Annotated in this window: 12 protein-coding genes; 8 read left to right on the top strand and 4 right to left on the bottom strand. The window is 63.9% G+C overall.

What is annotated here, in order from left to right:
* Positions 1-2: 2 nt before the first annotated feature.
* On the top strand, positions 3-1,115 hold the full coding sequence (ald, locus tag B4N44_RS08325; RefSeq protein WP_296699253.1) for an alanine dehydrogenase: 1,113 nt from the start codon (positions 3-5) through the stop codon (positions 1,113-1,115).
* Between the two features lie 250 nt (positions 1,116-1,365).
* Here ald and B4N44_RS08320 read toward each other — a convergent pair whose 3' ends face one another.
* Positions 1,366-2,013: a hypothetical protein gene (locus B4N44_RS08320; RefSeq protein ID WP_296699250.1), complete on the bottom strand. Its 648-nt coding sequence runs from the start codon at positions 2,011-2,013 to the stop codon at positions 1,366-1,368.
* A 381-nt stretch (positions 2,014-2,394) separates the two neighbouring features.
* Here B4N44_RS08320 and B4N44_RS08315 point away from each other — a divergent pair, with 381 nt between their 5' ends.
* The 3 genes from B4N44_RS08315 (at position 2,395) to B4N44_RS08305 (ending at position 9,148) form a co-directional block, all read left to right on the top strand.
* Positions 2,395-2,928 (top strand): hypothetical protein, encoded by a 534-nt coding sequence (locus B4N44_RS08315; RefSeq protein ID WP_296699247.1) that lies wholly within the window; start codon positions 2,395-2,397, stop codon positions 2,926-2,928.
* Between the two features lie 79 nt (positions 2,929-3,007).
* Positions 3,008-8,566, top strand: a complete 5,559-nt coding sequence (locus B4N44_RS08310) for an alpha-2-macroglobulin family protein (RefSeq protein WP_296699245.1) — start codon at positions 3,008-3,010, stop codon at positions 8,564-8,566.
* A gap of 147 nt (positions 8,567-8,713) precedes the next feature.
* Positions 8,714-9,148 carry a recombinase gene (locus B4N44_RS08305; RefSeq protein WP_296699242.1) on the top strand — a complete coding sequence of 145 codons (435 nt, stop codon included), beginning with the start codon at positions 8,714-8,716 and terminating at the stop codon, positions 9,146-9,148.
* A gap of 111 nt (positions 9,149-9,259) precedes the next feature.
* On the opposite strand, the gene B4N44_RS08300 is transcribed toward B4N44_RS08305, so the two are convergent.
* Together B4N44_RS08300 and B4N44_RS08295 are read right to left on the bottom strand one after the other, a co-directional pair.
* Positions 9,260-9,610, bottom strand: a complete 351-nt coding sequence (locus B4N44_RS08300; RefSeq protein ID WP_296699239.1) for a type II toxin-antitoxin system HicB family antitoxin — start codon at positions 9,608-9,610, stop codon at positions 9,260-9,262.
* 2 nt (positions 9,611-9,612) lie between these two features.
* On the bottom strand, positions 9,613-9,849 hold the full coding sequence (locus B4N44_RS08295; RefSeq protein ID WP_296699236.1) for a type II toxin-antitoxin system HicA family toxin: 237 nt from the start codon (positions 9,847-9,849) through the stop codon (positions 9,613-9,615).
* A gap of 417 nt (positions 9,850-10,266) precedes the next feature.
* On the opposite strand from B4N44_RS08295, the gene B4N44_RS08290 reads away from it, so the two are divergent.
* The 4 genes from B4N44_RS08290 (at position 10,267) to B4N44_RS08275 (ending at position 17,991) form a co-directional block, all read left to right on the top strand.
* Positions 10,267-11,721: a type I restriction-modification system subunit M gene (locus tag B4N44_RS08290; RefSeq protein WP_296699291.1), complete on the top strand. Its 1,455-nt coding sequence runs from the start codon at positions 10,267-10,269 to the stop codon at positions 11,719-11,721.
* On the top strand, positions 11,718-12,917 hold the full coding sequence (locus B4N44_RS08285; RefSeq protein WP_296699233.1) for a restriction endonuclease subunit S: 1,200 nt from the start codon (positions 11,718-11,720) through the stop codon (positions 12,915-12,917). Before B4N44_RS08290 ends, B4N44_RS08285 begins: the two co-directional genes overlap by 4 nt.
* Positions 12,918-12,924: 7 nt before the next feature.
* A complete protein-coding gene (hsdR, locus tag B4N44_RS08280) occupies positions 12,925-15,336 on the top strand; it encodes an EcoAI/FtnUII family type I restriction enzme subunit R (protein WP_296699231.1) in 2,412 nt (803 codons plus the stop codon).
* 237 nt (positions 15,337-15,573) lie between these two features.
* On the top strand, positions 15,574-17,991 hold the full coding sequence (locus B4N44_RS08275; RefSeq protein ID WP_296699228.1) for a GGDEF domain-containing protein: 2,418 nt from the start codon (positions 15,574-15,576) through the stop codon (positions 17,989-17,991).
* Between the two features lie 210 nt (positions 17,992-18,201).
* Here B4N44_RS08275 and B4N44_RS08270 read toward each other — a convergent pair whose 3' ends face one another.
* The gene (locus B4N44_RS08270) at positions 18,202-19,083 is read right to left on the bottom strand and encodes a P-loop NTPase (protein ID WP_296699225.1); all 882 of its coding nucleotides are present in this window, start codon (positions 19,081-19,083) and stop codon (positions 18,202-18,204) included.
* Positions 19,084-19,112: the final 29 nt, after the last annotated feature.

The raw sequence follows: 19,112 nt of genomic DNA, 5'->3' as shown, positions 1-19,112 counted from the left end.
GGATGCTGATCGGGGTTCCACGCGAGATCAAGATCCATGAGTATCGTGTCGGTCTGTCGCCGGAGTCGGTGGCGGAGGTGGTCGAGCGCGGGCATCGGGTCCTGGTGGAGACGGCGGCCGGGGTCGGAATCGGGGCGAGCGACGAGGTCTATCGGGCCGCGGGCGCGCAGGTCTGTGCGACGGCCGAGGAGGTCTTCGCGCAGGCCGATCTATTGGTCAAGGTGAAGGAGCCGCAGCCGCAGGAACGGGCCTGGCTGCGTCCGGGGCAGGTCTTGTTCTCTTATCTGCACCTGGCTCCGGACCCCGAGCAGGCACGGGATCTGCTCGCCTCGGGTGCCGTCTGTATCGCCTACGAGACCGTCACCGATGCGGCGGGCGGACTGCCCCTCCTGCGGCCGATGAGTCAGGTCGCGGGGCGCTTGGCTGTGCAGGCCGGGGCGACGGCACTGGAGGTCGCGCACGGCGGAAGGGGGGTGCTGCTCGGAGGCGTGCCCGGGGTCACCCCGGGGCGGGTGCTGATCCTCGGGGGCGGGGTGGTCGGCTTCAACGCTGCGCAGATGGCGGTCGGTCTGCAGGCGGATGTCACCATCCTCGACCGCAGCCCGGCCGTGCTGGACCGATTGGCCGCGCATTTCGAGTCGCGCGCGCGGGTGGTCCACTCCAATCGGGCGACGCTGAGCAGCGCGCTGCGGGATGCCGATCTGGTGATCGGTGCGGTCCTGATTCCGGGTGCGACGGCCCCGCACATCGTCACGCGGGCGATGCTCGGCGACATGCGACGCGGGGCCGTCATGGTCGATGTCTCGATCGATCAAGGGGGCTGCTTCGAGACCTCGCACCCGACGACGCATGATCGGCCGACCTATGTCGTGGACGGGATTCTTCACTACTGCGTCGCGAACATCCCGGGCGCGGTGCCCCATACATCCACCTACGCCTTGAACAATGCGACGCTTCCGTATGTGCTCGCGTTGGCCGACAAAGGATGGCGCACGGCACTGCGGGATGATCCGCATCTTCGTAGCGGGCTCAACCTGTGCGATGGGCTGGTGGTCCATCCGGTCGTGGCCGATGCGTTGGGCTATCGCTTCGTGCCGGCGTCCGAGGTGTTGTGATCCTGCAGTGCGCTTCTCACGCCGAGATGACGGCTACCTCGGCAGGCATCGAGCAGGGCGATGCCGGCGTCTTGCGGACCCGTGGCGCCCCGAGTATCGTCATGCAGCGACGCGTTTCCCGACCCGGCGCGCAGATCCGCGGCAGCGCTTGCCCCGGTTGGACAACTGGGTCGTCGGGGCGTCGGACAGGTCCAGCGAATCGGTACGCCGCGTCGGATGCCCGACGCGAACGTACGCTTACGCGCTCTCCTCAGGCTTTAGCCGCACTCACGCGCTTGGACAGAATGGCGCCGCGCATCCCGACGAGGACCAGTGTGCTGGCCAGGAAGGCGGCCACGGCGGTGCCGATCATCATAGCCATCGGCTTGTCTTGCGCGTTGGCGATGCCGAGGGTCTCGCCGATCGGGGCGAGGATCGCGACATTCTCCGGGGCGGCCAGGATGTAGGTGCAGAAGGCCAGGAAGGCGCCGAAGAAGACGAATTTCCAATCCATGTGCAGGCCGGCGAGCAGGGTCGCGAGGCCGAGCAGGTAGAGCAGCACCAGCAGGTATTTCTGATCGTCGAGCACCGCGCGCACGCCGTGTGTGTGCAGCAGCCACAGCAGACCGATCACGATCCCCCAGTGCAGGATCTGCTTTAAGGTGTAAAAGAGGTAGGACTGATCGCGGACATAGGCCTGTCCGAAGCCCGAGAGCAAGGAGATGAAGGCGACCACCGGGACGAAGCTCTCCCAGTAGGGTATGGTTGCGGTGGCATCGTCTCGGGTGAGGGCGATGAGAATGACGGCGGCGACATAGAGGACGACCGATGGCAAGAGGGCCATCATCAGCGAGCCCTGGTCGGTCCTTTTGGTTTTTTTCACTGTCTCCGTCGAGACGGCGGCTTTGGATTTGAACATGGCGAATCCTCCTTTAGGATCAGTGTGCGAGTGATCGACGCATCCCCCGGTCAGGAGGTGTGTCGAATTTGTCAAGCAACCGGATATTAGCCCTTACTTTTGATGAGTGTTAAGGGAATTTCAGCAGGATTTTTCGAGTACGTCCGACGGTCCTGGCCTTATCCGAGCGTGGGCGTGGGACGGATCCGGCGTGTTGGACAGGGTCGGAGTGCGGGGGCGAGCCGAGGTGAGAGCCGGCGCGCCGATACCGCGCGACGACGCTTGAGCCGTGCAGATTCGGGCGTTTCGGTGGCCGGTAGGATCAGGGCTGCGGGGTCGATGTGCTTGCGCCGCGTCGGCGGGTCGACCGCGTCCCATCGCGTGCGACTCAACACCCTAACCATGCTTGGCCTCGCAGCCGCGCTCGCCGGCGGTTGCGCATCCGCCCCCCCGCCGCCCTCCAAGCCGCTCGACGCCTGCGCCATCTTCAAAGAGCGCCCGAGCTGGTATAAGGCGACCAAAAAGACCGAGCGCAAATGGGGAACCCCGATCCCGGTGCAGTTGGCCATCATCCAGGCCGAGTCGAGCTTCCGACACGACGCCCGGCCGCCCGGGCGCGTCTCCAGCGCCTACGGCTATTCCCAGGCGATTGACGGCACCTGGGATTGGTACCGGGAGCAGACCGGCAATCGGCGCGCCAAGCGGACCAATTTCGACCATGCCGCCGACTTCGTCGGTTGGTACACGGACGTCAGCCAACGTACCCTCGGCATCCCCAAATCCGACGGTTACCGTCAGTACCTCGCCTACCACGAGGGTCATCGCGGCTTTCAGCGCGGGACCTATCGAAAGAAGGACTGGCTGGTGCGTGTCGCGCGCCGTGTGGATCAGCAAGCAAAGACCTACGGGGCACAGCTGCGCTCCTGTCGTCGCTGAGCCCTTCCCTTTACCTTCGGCGGAACGCGCACTAGAGTTGCCCGGACCCACCGGTGTCGGTGACCACGGGAGTGTCGTCATGCTCGGTTCCTTGCCTCGCTTGCCTGCGCGTCTATTGGCGGGTCTATCGGCGGTTCTGTTGGCCGCGTCCGTCTCGACGGCTTGGCCGACGCCGAGCGAGGCGGCAGAAGGAGGCGAGCGCAGCCTCCTCCTGACCCCGGGCATGGACTATTTCGGCGGGGACTATGAGACCCTGAAAGGTGTCGATCTGGAAACCTGTCGCGACGCCTGTCTCGCGGACACCCGCTGCCGCGCCTTCACATTCAACAGCAAGGCGGGCTGGTGTTTTCTCAAGGAGTCCGCCTCCGACGCACGTCCCTTCACGGATGCCGTCTCCGGTCGTGTCCGGATCGGTCAGACGACCCTGTCGCTCGCGGATCTCGCCGCGACCCGCAGTGCCGAGCTGCGCTTCCTCCCGCGCGCCGAGCTGGATGCCGCCCGCAAGCTGGCGGCGCGCATCGCCGAGGCGCCACCGCGCGATCAATCGGCGACGTCCTTGGCCGCCGAGGCCGCGCGGTCTGCCGCGAACAATCCGGTGCGCGCGTCGGACCTTTACGCCGCAGCCCTGCGACTTGCCCCCGATGACCGCGCCCTCTGGCTCGAGTTCGCCCGCACGGCGATGGCCGCCGAGCCCTCCGATTGGCAGGCGCGGCAAACCTTCAAGCGGGACGCGACCGGGGCGGCCGTCAACGCCTATTGGCGCTCCGAGGGCACGTCGGAACGCGCCGATGCGCTGGTCGTGCTCTCTCGAACCCTCGCCGAGCGCGACAACTGGCGCACCGCGATCCGTGCCCTGCGCGCCTCGCTCGCGCTGGTCGAGGACGCATCCGTTCGCGACGACTACGACCGGATGATCGGCGAGCACGGCTTCCGGGTCACCGGCCATGAGGTCGACTCGGATGCCGCGAGTCCACGCATCTGTCTGCAATTCAGCGACCCGCTGGCACGCGACCGGGGCCAGCTCGCCGATTTCGTGCGGGTGACCGACCGCACCGACCTGCCGATCGAGGTCGAGGCCCGCCAGATCTGTATCGACGGCGTCGAGCACGGCGCGCGCTATCGTATCCAGGTTCGCGCCGGACTCCCGGCCGCGGACGGCGAGACGCTTGCCAAGGCGTCGGATCTGGAGATCTTCGTGCGCGACCGCGCGCCCATGGTCCGCTTCCTCGGGCGCGCCTACGTGCTGCCCGCGGGCGGCGATCCGGCGATCCCGGTCGTCTCGGTGAACACGGATCGAATCGACGCGGCGGTCTATCGCATCGGCGACCGCGCCCTGGGTTCCGCGGTCGCGAGCGGCCGGTTCCGCCAGCAGCTCTCGACCTGGGACGCAAAGCAGATCGCCGATCGCTCCGGAGAGGCGATCTGGAACGGCTACATCGAGGTCAAACCCCCGGCCGACACACGTCTCAATCGCGAGGTCACCACATCGGTGCCGGTCGGGGAGCTGGTCGAGGATCTGCGGCCCGGCGTCTACGCCATGACCGCCGCGCCCCATAACGCCATGCAGGAGCCCGAGGCGCTCGCGACCCAGTGGTTCCTGGTGTCGGATCTCGGGCTTGCAAGCTTCTCGGGCAACGACGGTCTGCATGCCCTGGTGCGCTCGCTGTCGAGTGCCGATGCGGTCGCCGGCGCGAAGCTGCGCCTGGTTGCGCTGAACGACGACATCCTCGGCGAGGCGACGACCGATGCCGAAGGCCACGCCCGCTTCGAGCCGGGCCTGCTGCGCGGCTCCGGCGGCAATGCGCCCTCCGTCCTGGTCGCCGAGGGTCCGCACGGCGACTACGGCTTTCTCGACCTTACCCAGACACCCTTCGATCTGAGCGACCGCGGAGTGACGGGTCGGCCCGCGCCCCAGCCGCTCGATGTCTATCTGGTCACCGAGCGCGGCGCCTATCGTCCCGGCGAGACCGTCCAGCTGACCGCCTTGGTGCGCGATGCCAAGGCCGACGCCGTCTCGGATGTCCCGGTCACCTTCATCTTCAAACGCCCCGACGGCGTGGAGCACGGCCGTCTCCTGACGCAGGATCAGGGCCTCGGCGGTTATCGTGCGACGCTGGACCTGAGCCGCGCCGCCATGCGCGGTACCTGGCGCGCCGCCACCTACAGCGACCCCAAGGCCCCACCCCTGGCCGAGGTCACCTTCCTGGTCGAGGACTTCGAGCCCGAGCGTCTCGCCTTCGATCTGGAAAGCCCGGTCAAGACACTGGATCCGGACGACCTGCCCGAGATCGCCCTGGACGCCCGCTTTCTCTTCGGTGCACCCGCCGCGGGTGTCGCCGTCGAGGGCGAGGTGCAGGTCAGGCCTGCGCAGGGCCTCGCGGCGTTTCCCGGTTTCAGATTCGGTCTGGCGAGCGAGCCGGTCGAGCCGCTCGGCCAGCCGCTCGCGCTCACTCGGACCGACGACCAAGGCAAGGCCGAGATCACCCTGCAACTCCCTGATCTTCCGCCCACCAGCCGACCGCTCGAAGCGGATCTGCGGGTGCGTCTCATCGAAGGCAGCGGGCGCCCGGTCGAGCGCAGCCTGACCCTGCCGATCGCGACCCGCGCGCCCCGCATCGGCGTGAAGCCCTTGTTCGAGGACGCGGTGGAGGAGGGCGGCAACGCCGGGTTCGAAATCATCCTGATCGATGCTGCCAACGATCCGAACGGCCAGCGGCAACCGGCCGAAGGGCTACGCTGGACACTCTCGCGCCTGACCACCGACTTCCAATGGTACGAGTCCGACGGCAGCTGGAATTACGAGTCGGTCGTCTCGACCCAACGCGTCGCCTCCGGCACCCTGGAGCCGGGCCAGATCGACGCCGCGACCGGTGTCGCGCGGATCGAGGCGCGGGTCGAGTGGGGCGGCTATCGTCTGCGTGTCGAAGGCCCGGATGCGACGGCCCTGCCCGTGGATCTCGACTTCGAGGCCGGCTGGTACGTCGCCCCGCGCGCCGTCGACACCCCGGATCTGCTCAAGGTCTCGCTCGATAAGGCCGAGTATCGGGTCGGCGAGACGCTCAAGGCGCGCATCGAGCCGCGCTTCCCGGGCTTGGCCTTGGTGATGGTCATCGATGATCGGCTGATCGAGATGCGCACCGTCGAGGTCCCCGAGGGCGGCGCGACCGTCGAGCTGCCCGTCACCCGCGCCTGGGGGCCGGGCGCCTATGTGACGGCCACGCTCTATCGGCCGATGGACCTGGAAGCACGGCGCATGCCCGGACGTGCGATCGGGCTGACCTGGGCCGGGGTGGATCCGGGCGATCGCCGGCTCGATGTCACGCTTGGACTGGATCCGGCCGCAGGCGTGATCCGCCCGCGCCAGCGTCTCGAAATCCCGATCCAGGTCGCCGACGCCCCGGCCGGCGAGCCGGTCTACGTGACCCTGGCCGCGGTCGATCTCGGGATCCTGAACCTCACACGCTATCAATCGCCCGCGCCGGATCGCTGGTACTTCGGCCAGCGCCGTCTCGGGATGGAGGTCCGCGACATCTACGGCCAGCTCATCGACCGCATGCAGGGCGTGCCCGGCACGGTGCGCTCCGGCGGCGACGGCGCCATGATCCGGCTCGAAGGTCCGCCGCCCACCGAGGATCTGGTCGCCTTCCAGTCCGAGATCATCCGTCTCGATGCGCAAGGCCGGGCGAGCGTCGCCTTCGACATCCCGGACTTCAACGGCACCTTGCGGCTCATGGCGATGGCCTGGTCCAAGCAAGGCGTCGGTCACGCGGTCGAGGATCTGCTGGTGCGCGATCCGGTCGTCATGATGGCCAGCCTGCCGCGTTTCCTCGCACCCGAGGACCGCTCGCGCCTGCTGCTCGAGCTGACCCATGTCGACGGTCCGGCGGGCGAGGTCACCTTGACAGTCGCGACCGACGGCGGACATGTCCGCATCCCCGCCGACCAAACCGAGCGGACACTGACCTTGGCGCAGGGCGGACGGGCCGCCGTGCAGATTCCTATCGAGGCCGTCTCCGTGGGCGACGAGACCCTGAGCCTGGTCCTGCGTTCGCCCGATGGCCAGGCATTGAAGAAGACACTGCGGATCCCGGTCCGCTCCAATACCCCCTTGGTCTCGCGCAATTCGGTCGTGGATCTGGCCCCGGGCGGTGAGCTGCGCCTCGACGCCTCGGCCTGGTCCGAGATGCTGCCCGGTACCGGAGCCCTCGCGGTCTCCATCACGGGCGCCGGGCCGCTGGATGTCGCCGGACTGGTCACGGGCCTGGATCGCTACCCCTACGGCTGCACCGAGCAGATCACCAGCCGTGCACTGCCCATGCTCTATCTCAACGAGGTCGCGACCGCGATCGGTCTCGGGACCGACGCGGAGATCAAGGAGCGCGTCCGCGAGGCGATCGGCGAGGTGCTGGCCAATCAGGCGTCGAACGGGAGTTTCGGACTCTGGGGCACGGGCGGCGACGACGGTTGGCTCGACGCCTATGTCGCGGACTTCCTCACACGTGCACGCGAGCAAGGCTACAGCGTGCCGGATCGCGCCTTCGACATGGCCCTCGACAACCTGCGCAACCGACTCGCCTATGTGCCGGACTTCACGAGCGGCGGCGAGGACATTGCCTACGCGCTCTACGTCCTCGCCCGCAACGGTCGCGCCGCCATCGGCGACCTGCGCTATTACGCCGAGACCAAGCTCGACGCCTTCTCCACACCCATGGCCAAGGCCCAGCTCGCTGCGGCGCTCGCCCTCATGGGTGACCGCCCGCGTGCCGATACGGTCTTCCGTGACGCGGTCGAGCGGCTGGAGCAGGGCGACGACGACGGCGCCTGGCGCACCGACTTCGGCTCCGACCTGCGCGACGGCGCGGCCGTCCTGACCCTCGCCGCCGAGAGCGCGACCGGTGCGGTCGACCTGCAGGCGCTCGCCCGACGTCTGGAACAGGGCTGGGTCAACGCAAACGACACCAGCACGCAGGACGACGCCTGGCTGCTGCTTGCTGCCCGTGCACTCATGCAGGGCGCCGACAAGCCGCAACTGGCACTCGCGGGCGAGCCCTGGAGCGGCCCCTGGTTCAGCCGACTCGACGCCGACACCGCCGCCGTGCTGCCGCTGATCGTCGGGAACGCAGGCCAACGCACGCTGGAGGCACTGATCAGCGTCGGCGGCGTCCCGCTCACCCCCGAGCCCGCGGGCGGCGACGGCTATCGGATCGAGCGTGCCTACTACGACCTGGACGGCCGCCGCATCGATCACTCCACCGTCACCCAAGGCGATCGCATGGTCGCCGTCATCACCGTCAGCGCAGACGCCCAGCGCCAGGCCCGACTCATCGTCGACGACCCGCTCCCCGCCGGCTTCGAGATCGACAACCCCAGTCTCATCAAGGCCGGCGACATCGCCGACATCGCTTGGCTGGGCCTGGAAGAGACCGCCGAGCATCTCGAATTCCGCGCCGAGCGCTTCGTTGCCGCCGTCGACCGAGGCCCGAGCGAGCCGACCCGCTTCCAGCTCGCCTACCGTCTGCGCGCCGTCTCGCCGGGCGTATTCGCCCACCTCGCCGCGACGGTCGAGGATATGTACCGCCCGCAATGGCGTGCTTGGACGGAGACGGGGAGGGTAGAGGTTGCGCCGCCGGTGCGCTGAGCGAGCGATGCGCCGTTGATCAGAACATCGTTCCAGGCCCGTAGGGTGGACGAGCGAGAGCGAAGTCCACCAAACTCACCGCCGGCGCTGGTGGACTGCGCTACGCTTGTCCACCCTACAGCGCTTGTCCACCCTGGAGCTTTTTCCATGAGCGATTACCAAGCATACGAAGACGCGTGCGAAAAGATCCGGGCCGAGAACGCAATTCTGTTGACGGAATTCGTGGCTTGGCTCGAGGCGTCCGGCCTGTCCGAGAGGGTCGTCAAGAAGCATCGTGAAAATATCGCTTTCTATATCAATGATTACCTGCTTTACGATGACGCGCTCGAGGCCAGAGACGGCGTGGACGCTGTCAGTTGGTTTCTCGGCGACTGGTTTATCAGGAAGGCGATGTGGTCAAGCCAAGCCAGCATTAAGGAGAATGCAGCAAGCCTCAAAAAGTTCTACGCCTTCATGCATGAAAAGGGCTTGGTGAGCGCGGACGATCTGGTCGAGTTGAAGCAGATCGTCAAGGAAGGGATGCCGGATTGGCTGGAAACCATGAGGGACTACAACAACGCCGGGATCGATGATCCTTGGTGAGCGCGACGCAACGACAGTTTGCGGACCAAAACCACCCTGAAGCGCCTGGTGGAGTTGAGACGGGATCGCCGAGCATCTTGCGCTGGATGTATCGAGGAACGCGCCATTCGATCAGGGATGCGATTCGCGTCGTCCGATCCCCTCGGCGATGAAATCCAGCACGAGGGTATTTAGGCTGACTCCCTCTTGCTTGGCGCGCGCAGTCAACTTGCGGTGGAGCGACTTGGGCACGCGCTGCACGAACCGCCCTGATTCGCCGCCTTTGCCCGGCTCGGGCACCGGGTCGCCAAATTCGCGCGCGGTCAGAATCCAGCTCGTGACGGCATCGCGGGCACTCTCAAGCGCCTCCGGTATGGTGGCGCCGTCGGCCATGCAGCCTGGCAGATCGGGAAAGGTGACGAGGTATCCGCCCTCGGGAAGGGGGCAAATCTCGCAGGGGTAATCGGGAATGGGGGTATGCATGGTCAGTCTCCGGTACCTTGCTGGATGAGCCAGACAAAGCGCTTCACATACTCAGGTGCTATGGGTTTGTGGGCCGGAACCGTCAATTTGGTGCCGTTCGGGTGACGAAATGTCACATGACTGGTTCCAGGCTGACGGTACTCCACGCCATGCGCATCGGCGACCGCCTTGAGTTGGTCGATCCGCCAATCCCGCGGGTTGGCGCGCATCTTCTCGAGTGTTTTGTCCGCTCGGCTCATGCGCTCATGATACTACATGGGGCATCATTCCGACCCAGGGGGCTGAACACGGCTGAACCGCCCGCCGGAATCACAAAGCACACGAGGCGTATGTGCGTCTTGGGCTCTGGCTCTGCGTCCCGAAACGCGACCACGCGACAGCGGACCATTCGGCCAGTGTTCGAGGAACGATAAGCGAACTTCGTTACAATGCTCCCGCGTGGCGTGTCGGGATACTCGCAACCCCGCCGATCGCCCCGAAGCGGCGTCCCCGGGATAGACGACTTGCAGTCGTCCTCTTCGCCCGCCCCGACGGCCGGCGAGGTCGTGCCCAACGCGAAGATCTCGAAGGCCGTACCGAACCCCCCTTGGGCCGGCCGCAAACACTCATCGGAAAGCAGGAGCGAGGACGTGGCGGTAACGAACGACATCGGACGTCTGTTTCAACAGGCATTCAAGAACATCGACGATGTGCTTTGGAAGGAGGCGGGTTGCAGCTCGGAGCTGGATTACACGGAGCAGACCTCCTGGCTCTTATTCCTGAAATATCTCGATGACCTGGAGCAGGAGCGGGCGACGGAGGCTGAGCTCGAAGGCAGGACCTACAGCGACATCCTCGATCCGCCCTATCGGTGGGAGCGTTGGGCGGCGCCGAAGGACCGGGACGGCAGACTCGACCACAACAAGGCGCTGACGGGCGATGACCTCGTTGAGTTTGTCGACCGCAAGCTCTTCCCCTATCTGCACGGCTTCAGACAGCGGGCGAGCGGGCCGGATACCATCGAGTACAAGATCGGCGAGATCTTCGGCGAGATCAAGAACAAGATCCGCAGCGGCTACAACCTGCGCGAGATCATCGACCAGATCGACGCGCTACGTTTTCGATCGCAGGCGGAGAAGCACGAGCTCTCCGCGCTCTACGAAGACAAGATCAAGCGCATGGGGAATGCCGGGCGCAACGGCGGCGAGTATTACACCCCGCGGCCGCTCATCCGCGCGATGGTCCAGGTCGTGGCGCCCCGAGTCGGCGAGCGTGTCTACGACGGCGCCTGCGGCTCGGCGGGCTTCCTGTGCGAGGCACTCGATGTCATGCAGTCCCGGCCGGGGCTCACCACCGCACAGCTCAAGACCCTGCAGGAGCGCACCTTCTACGGCAAGGAGAAGAAGTCGCTTGCGTACGTGATGGCGATCATGAACATGATCCTGCACGGTATCGACGCGCCGAACATCATCCACACCAACACGCTCGCCGAGAACCTCGCCGACATTCAAGAGAAAGACCGCTACAACGTCATCCTTGCGAATCCGCCGTTCGGTGGGAAGGAGCGCAAGGAGGTTCAACAGAACTTCCCGATCCGCACCGGCGAGACCGCCTTTCTCTTTCTCCAGCACTTCATCAAGATCCTGCGCGCCGGCGGGCGAGCCGGTGTTGTCATCAAGAACACCTTCCTCTCGAACTCCGATAACGCGTCGGTTTCCCTGCGAAAACTCCTCCTTGAGTCCAGCAACCTGCATACCGTCCTCGACTGCCCAAGCGGGACGTTCCAAGGGGCGGGGGTGAAGACCGTGGTGCTTTTTTTCGAGAAGGGGGCACCGACACGCAAGGTCTGGTACTACCAGCTCGATCCTGGGCGGACGCTCGGGAAGACCACGCCTTTGAACGACGCAGACCTTGCCGAGTTCGTGGAGTTGCAGAAGACCTTTGCCGACTCGCCGAAGAGTTGGAGCCTGGATGTCACCTCGGTCGACACGGCAACCTATGACCTGTCGGTGAAGAACCCGAACGGCGGGGAAGCGGTGGCGCACCGGAGTCCGCAGGACATCATGGACGAGATTGAGGCGCTGGATGCTGAGAGTGCCGAGGTGTTGGGTAATATCAGGAAGTTGCTATGAAGGACGGATGGGAGACGAAGAGGTTGGGGGAGGTGTGCCACCTGATGACAGGGGGCACACCAAGTCGAAAAGTGCCCGAGTATTTTGGTGGCAACATCAAATGGCTTGTGTCGGGGGATATCCATAAGCAAGAGATTTGCGACTGCGATGGTCGGATAACAGAAGCTGGAGTACGCAACTCCAACGCAAGACTATTGCCGATTAACTCCGTAATGATCGCTTTAAACGGACAAGGAAAGACACGCGGTACAGTGGCACTTCTTAGAACGGAAGCCACATGCAATCAATCTCTAGTAAGCATATATCCGAAAGATACAACGCGGTTATTACCTGAGTTCCTTTATTTTAACCTTAATGGGCGTTACGAAGAACTCAGGCGGATGACAAGTGATGACGATAAGGATCGACGTGGCTTGAATATGGGGCTCATCCGAACGATCGAGGTACCACTCCCACCACTCCCTGAGCAGAAGCGCATTGTTGCTAAACTTGACGAGGCGTTCGAGGGGCTTGCAACGGCCAAGGCGAATGCCGAGAAGAATCTTAAGAACGCTCGAGCGATTTTTGAGAGTGAGTTGAACGAGATTTTTACGAAGAAAGGGGATGGGTGGGAGGAGTTGCCCTTAGAGACTGATACTCGTTTTATAGACTACCGCGGAAAAACACCGATAAAAATCACGGAGGGGCTCAGGCTGATTACGGCAAAGAATGTCAGGATGGGGGTCTTGCAACAAGAGCCGGAAGAGTTCGTTGCACCGGATACCTACAATACATGGATGACTCGTGGTATTCCAAAAAAAGGGGATGTCCTTTTTACTACAGAAGCGCCCCTCGGCTTTGTTTGTCAGCTCGACACTGATGAAAAGGTCGTTTTTGCACAGCGGATTATCATCCTTCAGACCAACCGAGCTGTCTTAGACCCAACGTTTCTTAAGTGGGCAATGATTTCTTCGGTTGTACAATCGCGTATACACGCCTGTGCAACTGGCGCAACGGCGCAGGGGATAAAGGCAAGCCTCTTAAAGAGGGTGATGATTCCTAGGGCCCCTTATGCCGAACAAAAATCTATCGTGACTAAGTGTGATGAACTGTCTGAGGAAACTGGTCGGCTAGGGTTGGTGTACAAGCGCAAACTCTCCGATCTCGACGCCCTGAAGAAATCGCTTCTCAATGAGGCATTTACCGGTAACCTATAACAAGCATATGAACGAAGCCGAAACCAGAGCCGAACACATCGATCCCGCACTCAAGGCGGCGGGATGGGGTGTTGTGGAGGGGAGCCGGATCCTGCGGGAGTACCCGATTACGCTCGGGCGCATCGAAGGGAACGGCAAGCGTGGGAAGTCGCTCACGGCGGACTATGTGCTGGTGTACCGGAACCACAAGCTCGCGACCCTAGAAGCGAAGGCATGGGACAAGGCACTGACCGAAGGCGTTGGGCAGTCGAAGAACTACGCGGGCAAGCTCACGATCCGCTTTGCGTTTTCAAGCAACGGGCAGGGCGTCTACGAAGTCGACATGCAGACGGGAGCCGAGGGAGAAGTCGCCCGATTCCCGACACCTGATGAGCTGTGGAACCGCACCTTTGCGACCGAAAACGCCTGGCGCGACCGCTTCGCTCTGGTGCCGTTTGAGGACAAGGGCGGATTCTTCCAAGGGCGCTACTACCAAGACATCGCCGTCGAGCGCGTGCTCGAGGCGGTCGCGGATGGACATGACCGGATTCTGCTCACGCTCGCGACCGGTACCGGCAAGACCTTCATCGCGTTCCAGATCACCTGGAAGCTGTTTTGCAGTCGCTGGAATCTCTCGGACTGGAAAAGGGAGGGGGAGCCCTCGCGCCGACCGCGAATCCTCTTCCTCGCCGATCGCAACATCCTCGCCGATCAAGGCTACAACGCCTTTTCGGCCTTTCCGGAAGATGCCTTGGTACGGATCGCCCCCGCGGACATCCGCAAGAAAGGCAAGGTACCGAAGAACGGCAACATCTTCTTTACCATCTTCCAGACCTTCATGAGCGGGCAGGCCGAGGATGGGAGTCCGGCGCCTTACTTCGGCGAGTACCCACCCGACTTCTTCGACTTCATCGTCATCGACGAGTGTCATCGCGGGGGTGCGAACGACGAGAGCACCTGGCGCGCCATCCTGGAATACTTCGCGCCCGCGGTTCAGCTCGGGCTCACCGCAACACCCAAGCGCAAGGACAACGCCGATACCTACCGCTACTTCGGCGAGCCGGTCTTCATCTACTCGCTCAAGGAGGGCATCAACGACGGATTTCTCACCCCGTTTCGCGTCAAGCAGATTGCAACGACACTCGACGAGTACATCTACACGCCCGACGACACCTTGATCGAGGGCGAGATCGAGGCGGGGAAGGTCTACGAGGAGAAGGACTTCAACCGCATCATCGAGATCAAGGAGCGCGAGAAGAAGCGGGTCGAGATCGTCATGGTCGCGATCGATCAGCGCGAGAAGACACTGGTGTTCTGCGCCAACCAGACGCATGCGCTGGCGGTGCGCGACCTCGTCAACCAGGTCAAGACAAGCACCGACCCGAACTACTGCCATCGTGTCACCGCGGACGACGGCGCCTTGGGCGAGCAGCATCTGCGCGACTTTCAGGACAACGAGAAGAGCATTCCGACCATCCTGACCACCTCGCAGAAGCTCTCGACCGGCGTGGATGCGCGCAACGTGCGCAACATCGTCCTGATGCGTCCGGTGAATTCAATGGTGGAGTTCAAGCAGATCATCGGCCGCGGCACGCGACTCTACGACGGCAAGGACTACTTCACCATCTACGACTTCGTGAAGGCACACCACCACTTCAGCGATCCGGAGTGGGACGGGGAGCCGATCGCCCCGGAGACCTGCGAGCGGTGCGGCGAGTCCCCCTGCGTGTGCGAGACGCCGGACCCCGTCCCCTGCAAGCGCTGCGGAAAGGTGCCCTGCATCTGCATCGAGGAGACGCCACCACCCTGTCATGTCTGCGGCGAAAGCCCCTGCGTCTGTGCGAAGCGGCGGAAGGCGCGCGTGAAGCTCGCCGACGGGAAAGAGCGGGCCATCCAGCATATGACGGTGACCTCCTTCTGGCACCCCGACGGCACGCCCATGTCCGCCCAGCAGTTCATGGAGGCCCTGTTCGGCCGGTTGCCCGAGTTCTTCAAGGACGAGGACGAGCTGCGCCGGCTCTGGAGCCTGCCCGACACCCGCGCGCGGCTGCTCGCAGGACTCGCGGAGCAGGGCTTCGGAAAGGCCCAGCTTGCCGAGATGCAGACGATCATCGAGGCGCAGAAGAGCGACCTCTTCGACGTGCTCGCCTATGTCGGGTACGCGGTCGCGCCGCTCTCGCGCGAGGAGCGTGCGGCACGGGCGAAGGTCATCATCGATGCACGCTTCTCCGGCACCCAACAGGCGTTCCTCGACTTCGTCCTGCTGCATTACGTGCAGGTCGGTGTCGAGGAGCTGGAGACGGAGAAACTCACACCCCTGCTGCGACTCAGATATCGGAACTCGCTGAGCGACGCGGTCGCAGATCTCGGGGGCGCCGTCGAGATCAAGGGGCTCTTTGTCGATTTTCAGAAGTGGCTTTATGCCGAGGCGGCCGCGTAGGGCGGGGATCGCCGGTCTCGCGCCGGCAGGCGTCGCATTGGAAGGCAGGTGACGTCAAAGCGCCGGTCATACACCGACCCTGATCCTTGAGCGAGGCCGCGGAAGAGGACGACTGCAAGTCGTCGCCCCGGAATGTCGGCGCCTCGGGCTGTTCGCGCATGATCTAAACTCGATCGTAAGCGCCGACCTATCGGGGCTGGCTCGATTGGACATGCCGTTCTGACGAGGTCTCGCTCGATGACTGTCCGCTTTGCTGCTGTCGCCAAGCGCCGCCCGTGGGCCAATCGCCTGCCCGAAGGGTTCCGGTTCATCCTGGTGCCAATGCTGATCACGCTGCTGATCGGCGGCATCTGCTTCTATGTCTTCCTGAGCTTTCGCGCCCAGATTCAGCAGGAAGTCGAGTCAACACTGACCGTGATCGCCGAGCACAAGCGCGAGCAGATCGAACACTGGCTCGCGCGCAACCGGATTGATGCCGAGTCCTATTTTGCGGGGACCGCGCAAATCCCGATGTTGCTCAAACGCTACCTGGAGAGCGACCGTCAGGACACCGACGCGCTGGCGCGCATGCGTGACCGCATGACCGAGGTCGCCAACGCCATCGGGGCGAGCGGCATGGCCGTTCTGGATACCGAGGGCCGTCCGCTCATGATGATCGGCAGGGTCGAGATTCAACAACACGCCGCCCTGATTCAGGAGACCCTGAAACAGCCGCAGGTCAAGCTACTGGATCTCGCACGCAACGCCGACGGGGTGGCGGAGCTGGGCCAATTGGCGCCGATCAGCTCGCGGGGGGCGGCGCCGATCGGTATCGTCGACTTGGCTTGGAACGCGGAACAGTCGCTCTTTCCCCTGGTGACGGACTGGCCGATCCCGATCCGGACGGCGGACACCTTTCTGGTGCGGGTCGAGGGTGATGAGCTGCGCTTTCTCTCCCCGTTGCGCTATGGGACGGAGTCGATCCTGGAGTTCACCGAGCCCTTGACCGGTGAGCGTCTGGCCGGGGTGAAGGCCGCTCAGGGGCAACGGGGTATCCTGCGAGACACCGATGACTATCGCGCCGTTGCGGTGCTGGCCTACGCGACCCCGATCGCCGGCACGCCCTGGCTGATGGTCGCCAAGATCGACCGGCGCGAGGCCTATGCCGGGATCTGGACCACCGCCTGGATCACTGCGATGGTCGGGGCGTCTGCTCTGCTGTTGATCTATGCGTCAAGCTACCTGCTCCGGCGTCAAAGCGTTGCGCGACTGGCCGGCGAGCGACGGCTCGGCCTGCTGATCGAGCAGGGTCTGACCGGCTATGCCGAGGTGGATCTGGAGGGGCGTCTGATCCGTGTGAACGACCGCTATTGTGAGATTGTCGGACGCTCGCGCGAGGATTTGATCGGACGGCTTTTGAGCGACTTTACACCTCCCGAGGACTGGGCGATCAACCAGGCCCTCTTCGAGCGCCTGCGGCGGGGCGACCTACCCTCCGGCTTGATTGAAAAACGCTATCTGCGCCAGTTCGGCGGATTGACCTATGCCCAGGTGGCCGTTGCGCTGCTGCGCGACGAGGCGGGACGCCCGCAGGGTTATCTCGCGCTGGTGGCGGATCTGACCCAGCGTGTCCAGGCTGAGATCGCCCTCAAAGAACAGCGCGAGTCGCTCAGTCGCGTCAACGCAGAACAACGGGCGATCTACGACGCGGCGACGGTCGGCATCGCCCTGGCTAAAGAGCGCGTGATCCAGTGCTGCAACCGCACCATGGAGCAGATGTTCGGCTACGGGCCGGGCGAGTTGATCGGCCGAACCACACGCATGCTTTACGCCGATGACGCCGTTTATACGCAATTCGGCCAGCGCTTTATGGACGGTCTGCGCCGAGATGGCTTTTATCGCGAAGCCATCGAGATGGTTCGCAAGGACGGCAGCGCCGTTTGGATTCGGGTGTCGACCGTGCTGATCGATCCGGCGGACATCAGCAAAGGACTCGCCGGGACCTTCGAGGACATCACTGCCGAGCGCGCGGCGATCGCGCGTTTTCAGGATCTGACCGCACAGTTGGAGCGCAAGGTCGCCGAACGGACCGCCGAGGTGGCGTCCGCCAACGCCGCGTTACAGGCCGCCAATGTCGAATTGAGCCTGCTCGCGACGACGGATGTCTTGACCGGCGCCTGGAACCGGCGGCATTTCGAGCAGGTCGCTGCGACTGAAATCGCGCGGGCACACCGCTACAAAGCGCCGCTCTCCCTGCTGCTGTTCGATATCGACCACTTCAAGACGGTCAACGACCGCTACGGCCATGAGGTGGGTGATCAGGTTCTGATCAGGCTCACGCAACTGGTCCAGGACAATCTGCGCACGACCGACCTGCTGGCGCGCTGGGGCGGCGAGGAATTCACGGTGTTGATACCGCATTGCGACGTGACCGAAGCCGCCCATCTGGCCGAAAGGCTGCGGGGCCAGGTCGCGGCTCAGCCCTTCCCGGAGGTTGGCCGGGTGACGATCAGTATCGGGGTTGCACAATGCCGCTGTACCGAGGCGCTACACGTCTGGCTCAAACGCGCCGACACGGCGCTCTACGCCGCCAAGACAGCGGGGCGCGACCGCGTATGCGTCGATGCGGAACCGCCATTCTCGACCCCGTTGACGTCGGCAGGCTCCGAGAGGTGACCGAGACGGATATCAATGACGAGGATCGACAGGATACTGGCGTTCACTTCTTGGTGATGTGTCAGAAACAAGTCGAACACCGAATCCAATGGTCGGTGTCGTAATCGACAACGAGAATCGTGACAACGGGATTCTCTCGTCGAGCTGTTTCAGCCCGTCTTAAACATGGTCGAGACTCCGTCGGGTGGTACTCGGAAAACCTGGAACGGCCTAATCGTCCAACGCGGCCCGGGGGAAAGCACATTGCGATGCGATGCCTTCCAGGCGCTGTACGATCGGGTCGACGTGCTTCGCAGCCAGGTGCTCATCGATCGGGTGGCCGGCGAGGGCCGCCTTCACCAGATCCGTCATATAGGGCAAGGTTCCGATCACCTTATCGCTCAAGTCACCGAGCAGGTCCATCATTCGATCGGACATCTCTCGGGATTCAACCTTGTTCAGGACGAACCAGGTGTTGTCCGTTCCCATCTCGGTCGCAAACCCGTGGATACGCCGGGCGATCGAAACGGATTCCCGGGTGCAGTCGAGAACCCCGAGAATGATGTCCATGCGATCGGGGATTCGCCGGCCGAAATGCTCGACCCCGGCCTTCTCGTCGATCAGGCTGACGACCTCGTCTTCGAGCATGAAGTCTCTCACCACCTTCTCGATCGGTCCGTCGCAGCCTTGGCCGTAGGTCTCGATCTTCCCCGCCTGCAACAGGCGCAGATGGCCTCTGGCGAGTGAATACTCGGGGCCGATCTCGGTCGACAGGTTGATCGGCTTTGCCGGCACCGGGTCGGACTCCCCAATCCGCGTCAGCGGCGAGGGATCATCCACCGGGCAGGTCACGCGCTCGGTACCGCCGAAAAACTCGATCAGCGGTTTGGGCTCGTTCGGAACGCCCACGCCGAATAAGAGACGAACGAGACCCTCGGGATTCGAGGCATCGCCGTCGAGCACCATCACCCGATAGTCTCTTCGCTGCAGAACGGCAGCGATCAAGGCGACCAGGGTGCTTTTGCCGCTTCCCCCTTTGCCGCAGACCAGGATGCGTTTGCGCGCGAGCGCTCGCGTTGGCTGGTCGATTCGACTCGTCTGCTCTCTGGCCATTGTTTAAGGTGATTAGCGTCGTTCCTCAG

Origin of the sequence: Thiocapsa sp. UBA6158, from assembly GCF_002423035.1 — a bacterium.
In the GTDB taxonomy this organism is placed as follows: domain Bacteria; phylum Pseudomonadota; class Gammaproteobacteria; order Chromatiales; family Chromatiaceae; genus Thiocapsa.
The sequence above is the reverse complement of the archived record's forward strand: the minus strand, read 5'-3'. Positions and strand labels throughout refer to the sequence as shown.

What these genes read in the sequence shown, in the direction of transcription:
- B4N44_RS08300 (WP_296699239.1), bottom strand. Translation starts at nt 9,610, where the DNA reads ATGCATACCCCCATTCCCGATTACCCCTGCGAGATTTGCCCCCTTCCC.
- B4N44_RS08315 (WP_296699247.1), top strand. Translation starts at nt 2,395, where the DNA reads ATGCTTGGCCTCGCAGCCGCGCTCGCCGGCGGTTGCGCATCCGCCCCC.
- B4N44_RS08295 (WP_296699236.1), bottom strand. Translation starts at nt 9,849, where the DNA reads ATGAGCCGAGCGGACAAAACACTCGAGAAGATGCGCGCCAACCCGCGG.
- B4N44_RS08305 (WP_296699242.1), top strand. Translation starts at nt 8,714, where the DNA reads ATGAGCGATTACCAAGCATACGAAGACGCGTGCGAAAAGATCCGGGCC.
- B4N44_RS08270 (WP_296699225.1), bottom strand. Translation starts at nt 19,083, where the DNA reads ATGGCCAGAGAGCAGACGAGTCGAATCGACCAGCCAACGCGAGCGCTC.
- B4N44_RS08275 (WP_296699228.1), top strand. Translation starts at nt 15,574, where the DNA reads ATGACTGTCCGCTTTGCTGCTGTCGCCAAGCGCCGCCCGTGGGCCAAT.
- ald (WP_296699253.1), top strand. Translation starts at nt 3, where the DNA reads ATGCTGATCGGGGTTCCACGCGAGATCAAGATCCATGAGTATCGTGTC.
- B4N44_RS08320 (WP_296699250.1), bottom strand. Translation starts at nt 2,013, where the DNA reads ATGTTCAAATCCAAAGCCGCCGTCTCGACGGAGACAGTGAAAAAAACC.
- hsdR (WP_296699231.1), top strand. Translation starts at nt 12,925, where the DNA reads ATGAACGAAGCCGAAACCAGAGCCGAACACATCGATCCCGCACTCAAG.
- B4N44_RS08285 (WP_296699233.1), top strand. Translation starts at nt 11,718, where the DNA reads ATGAAGGACGGATGGGAGACGAAGAGGTTGGGGGAGGTGTGCCACCTG.
- B4N44_RS08310 (WP_296699245.1), top strand. Translation starts at nt 3,008, where the DNA reads ATGCTCGGTTCCTTGCCTCGCTTGCCTGCGCGTCTATTGGCGGGTCTA.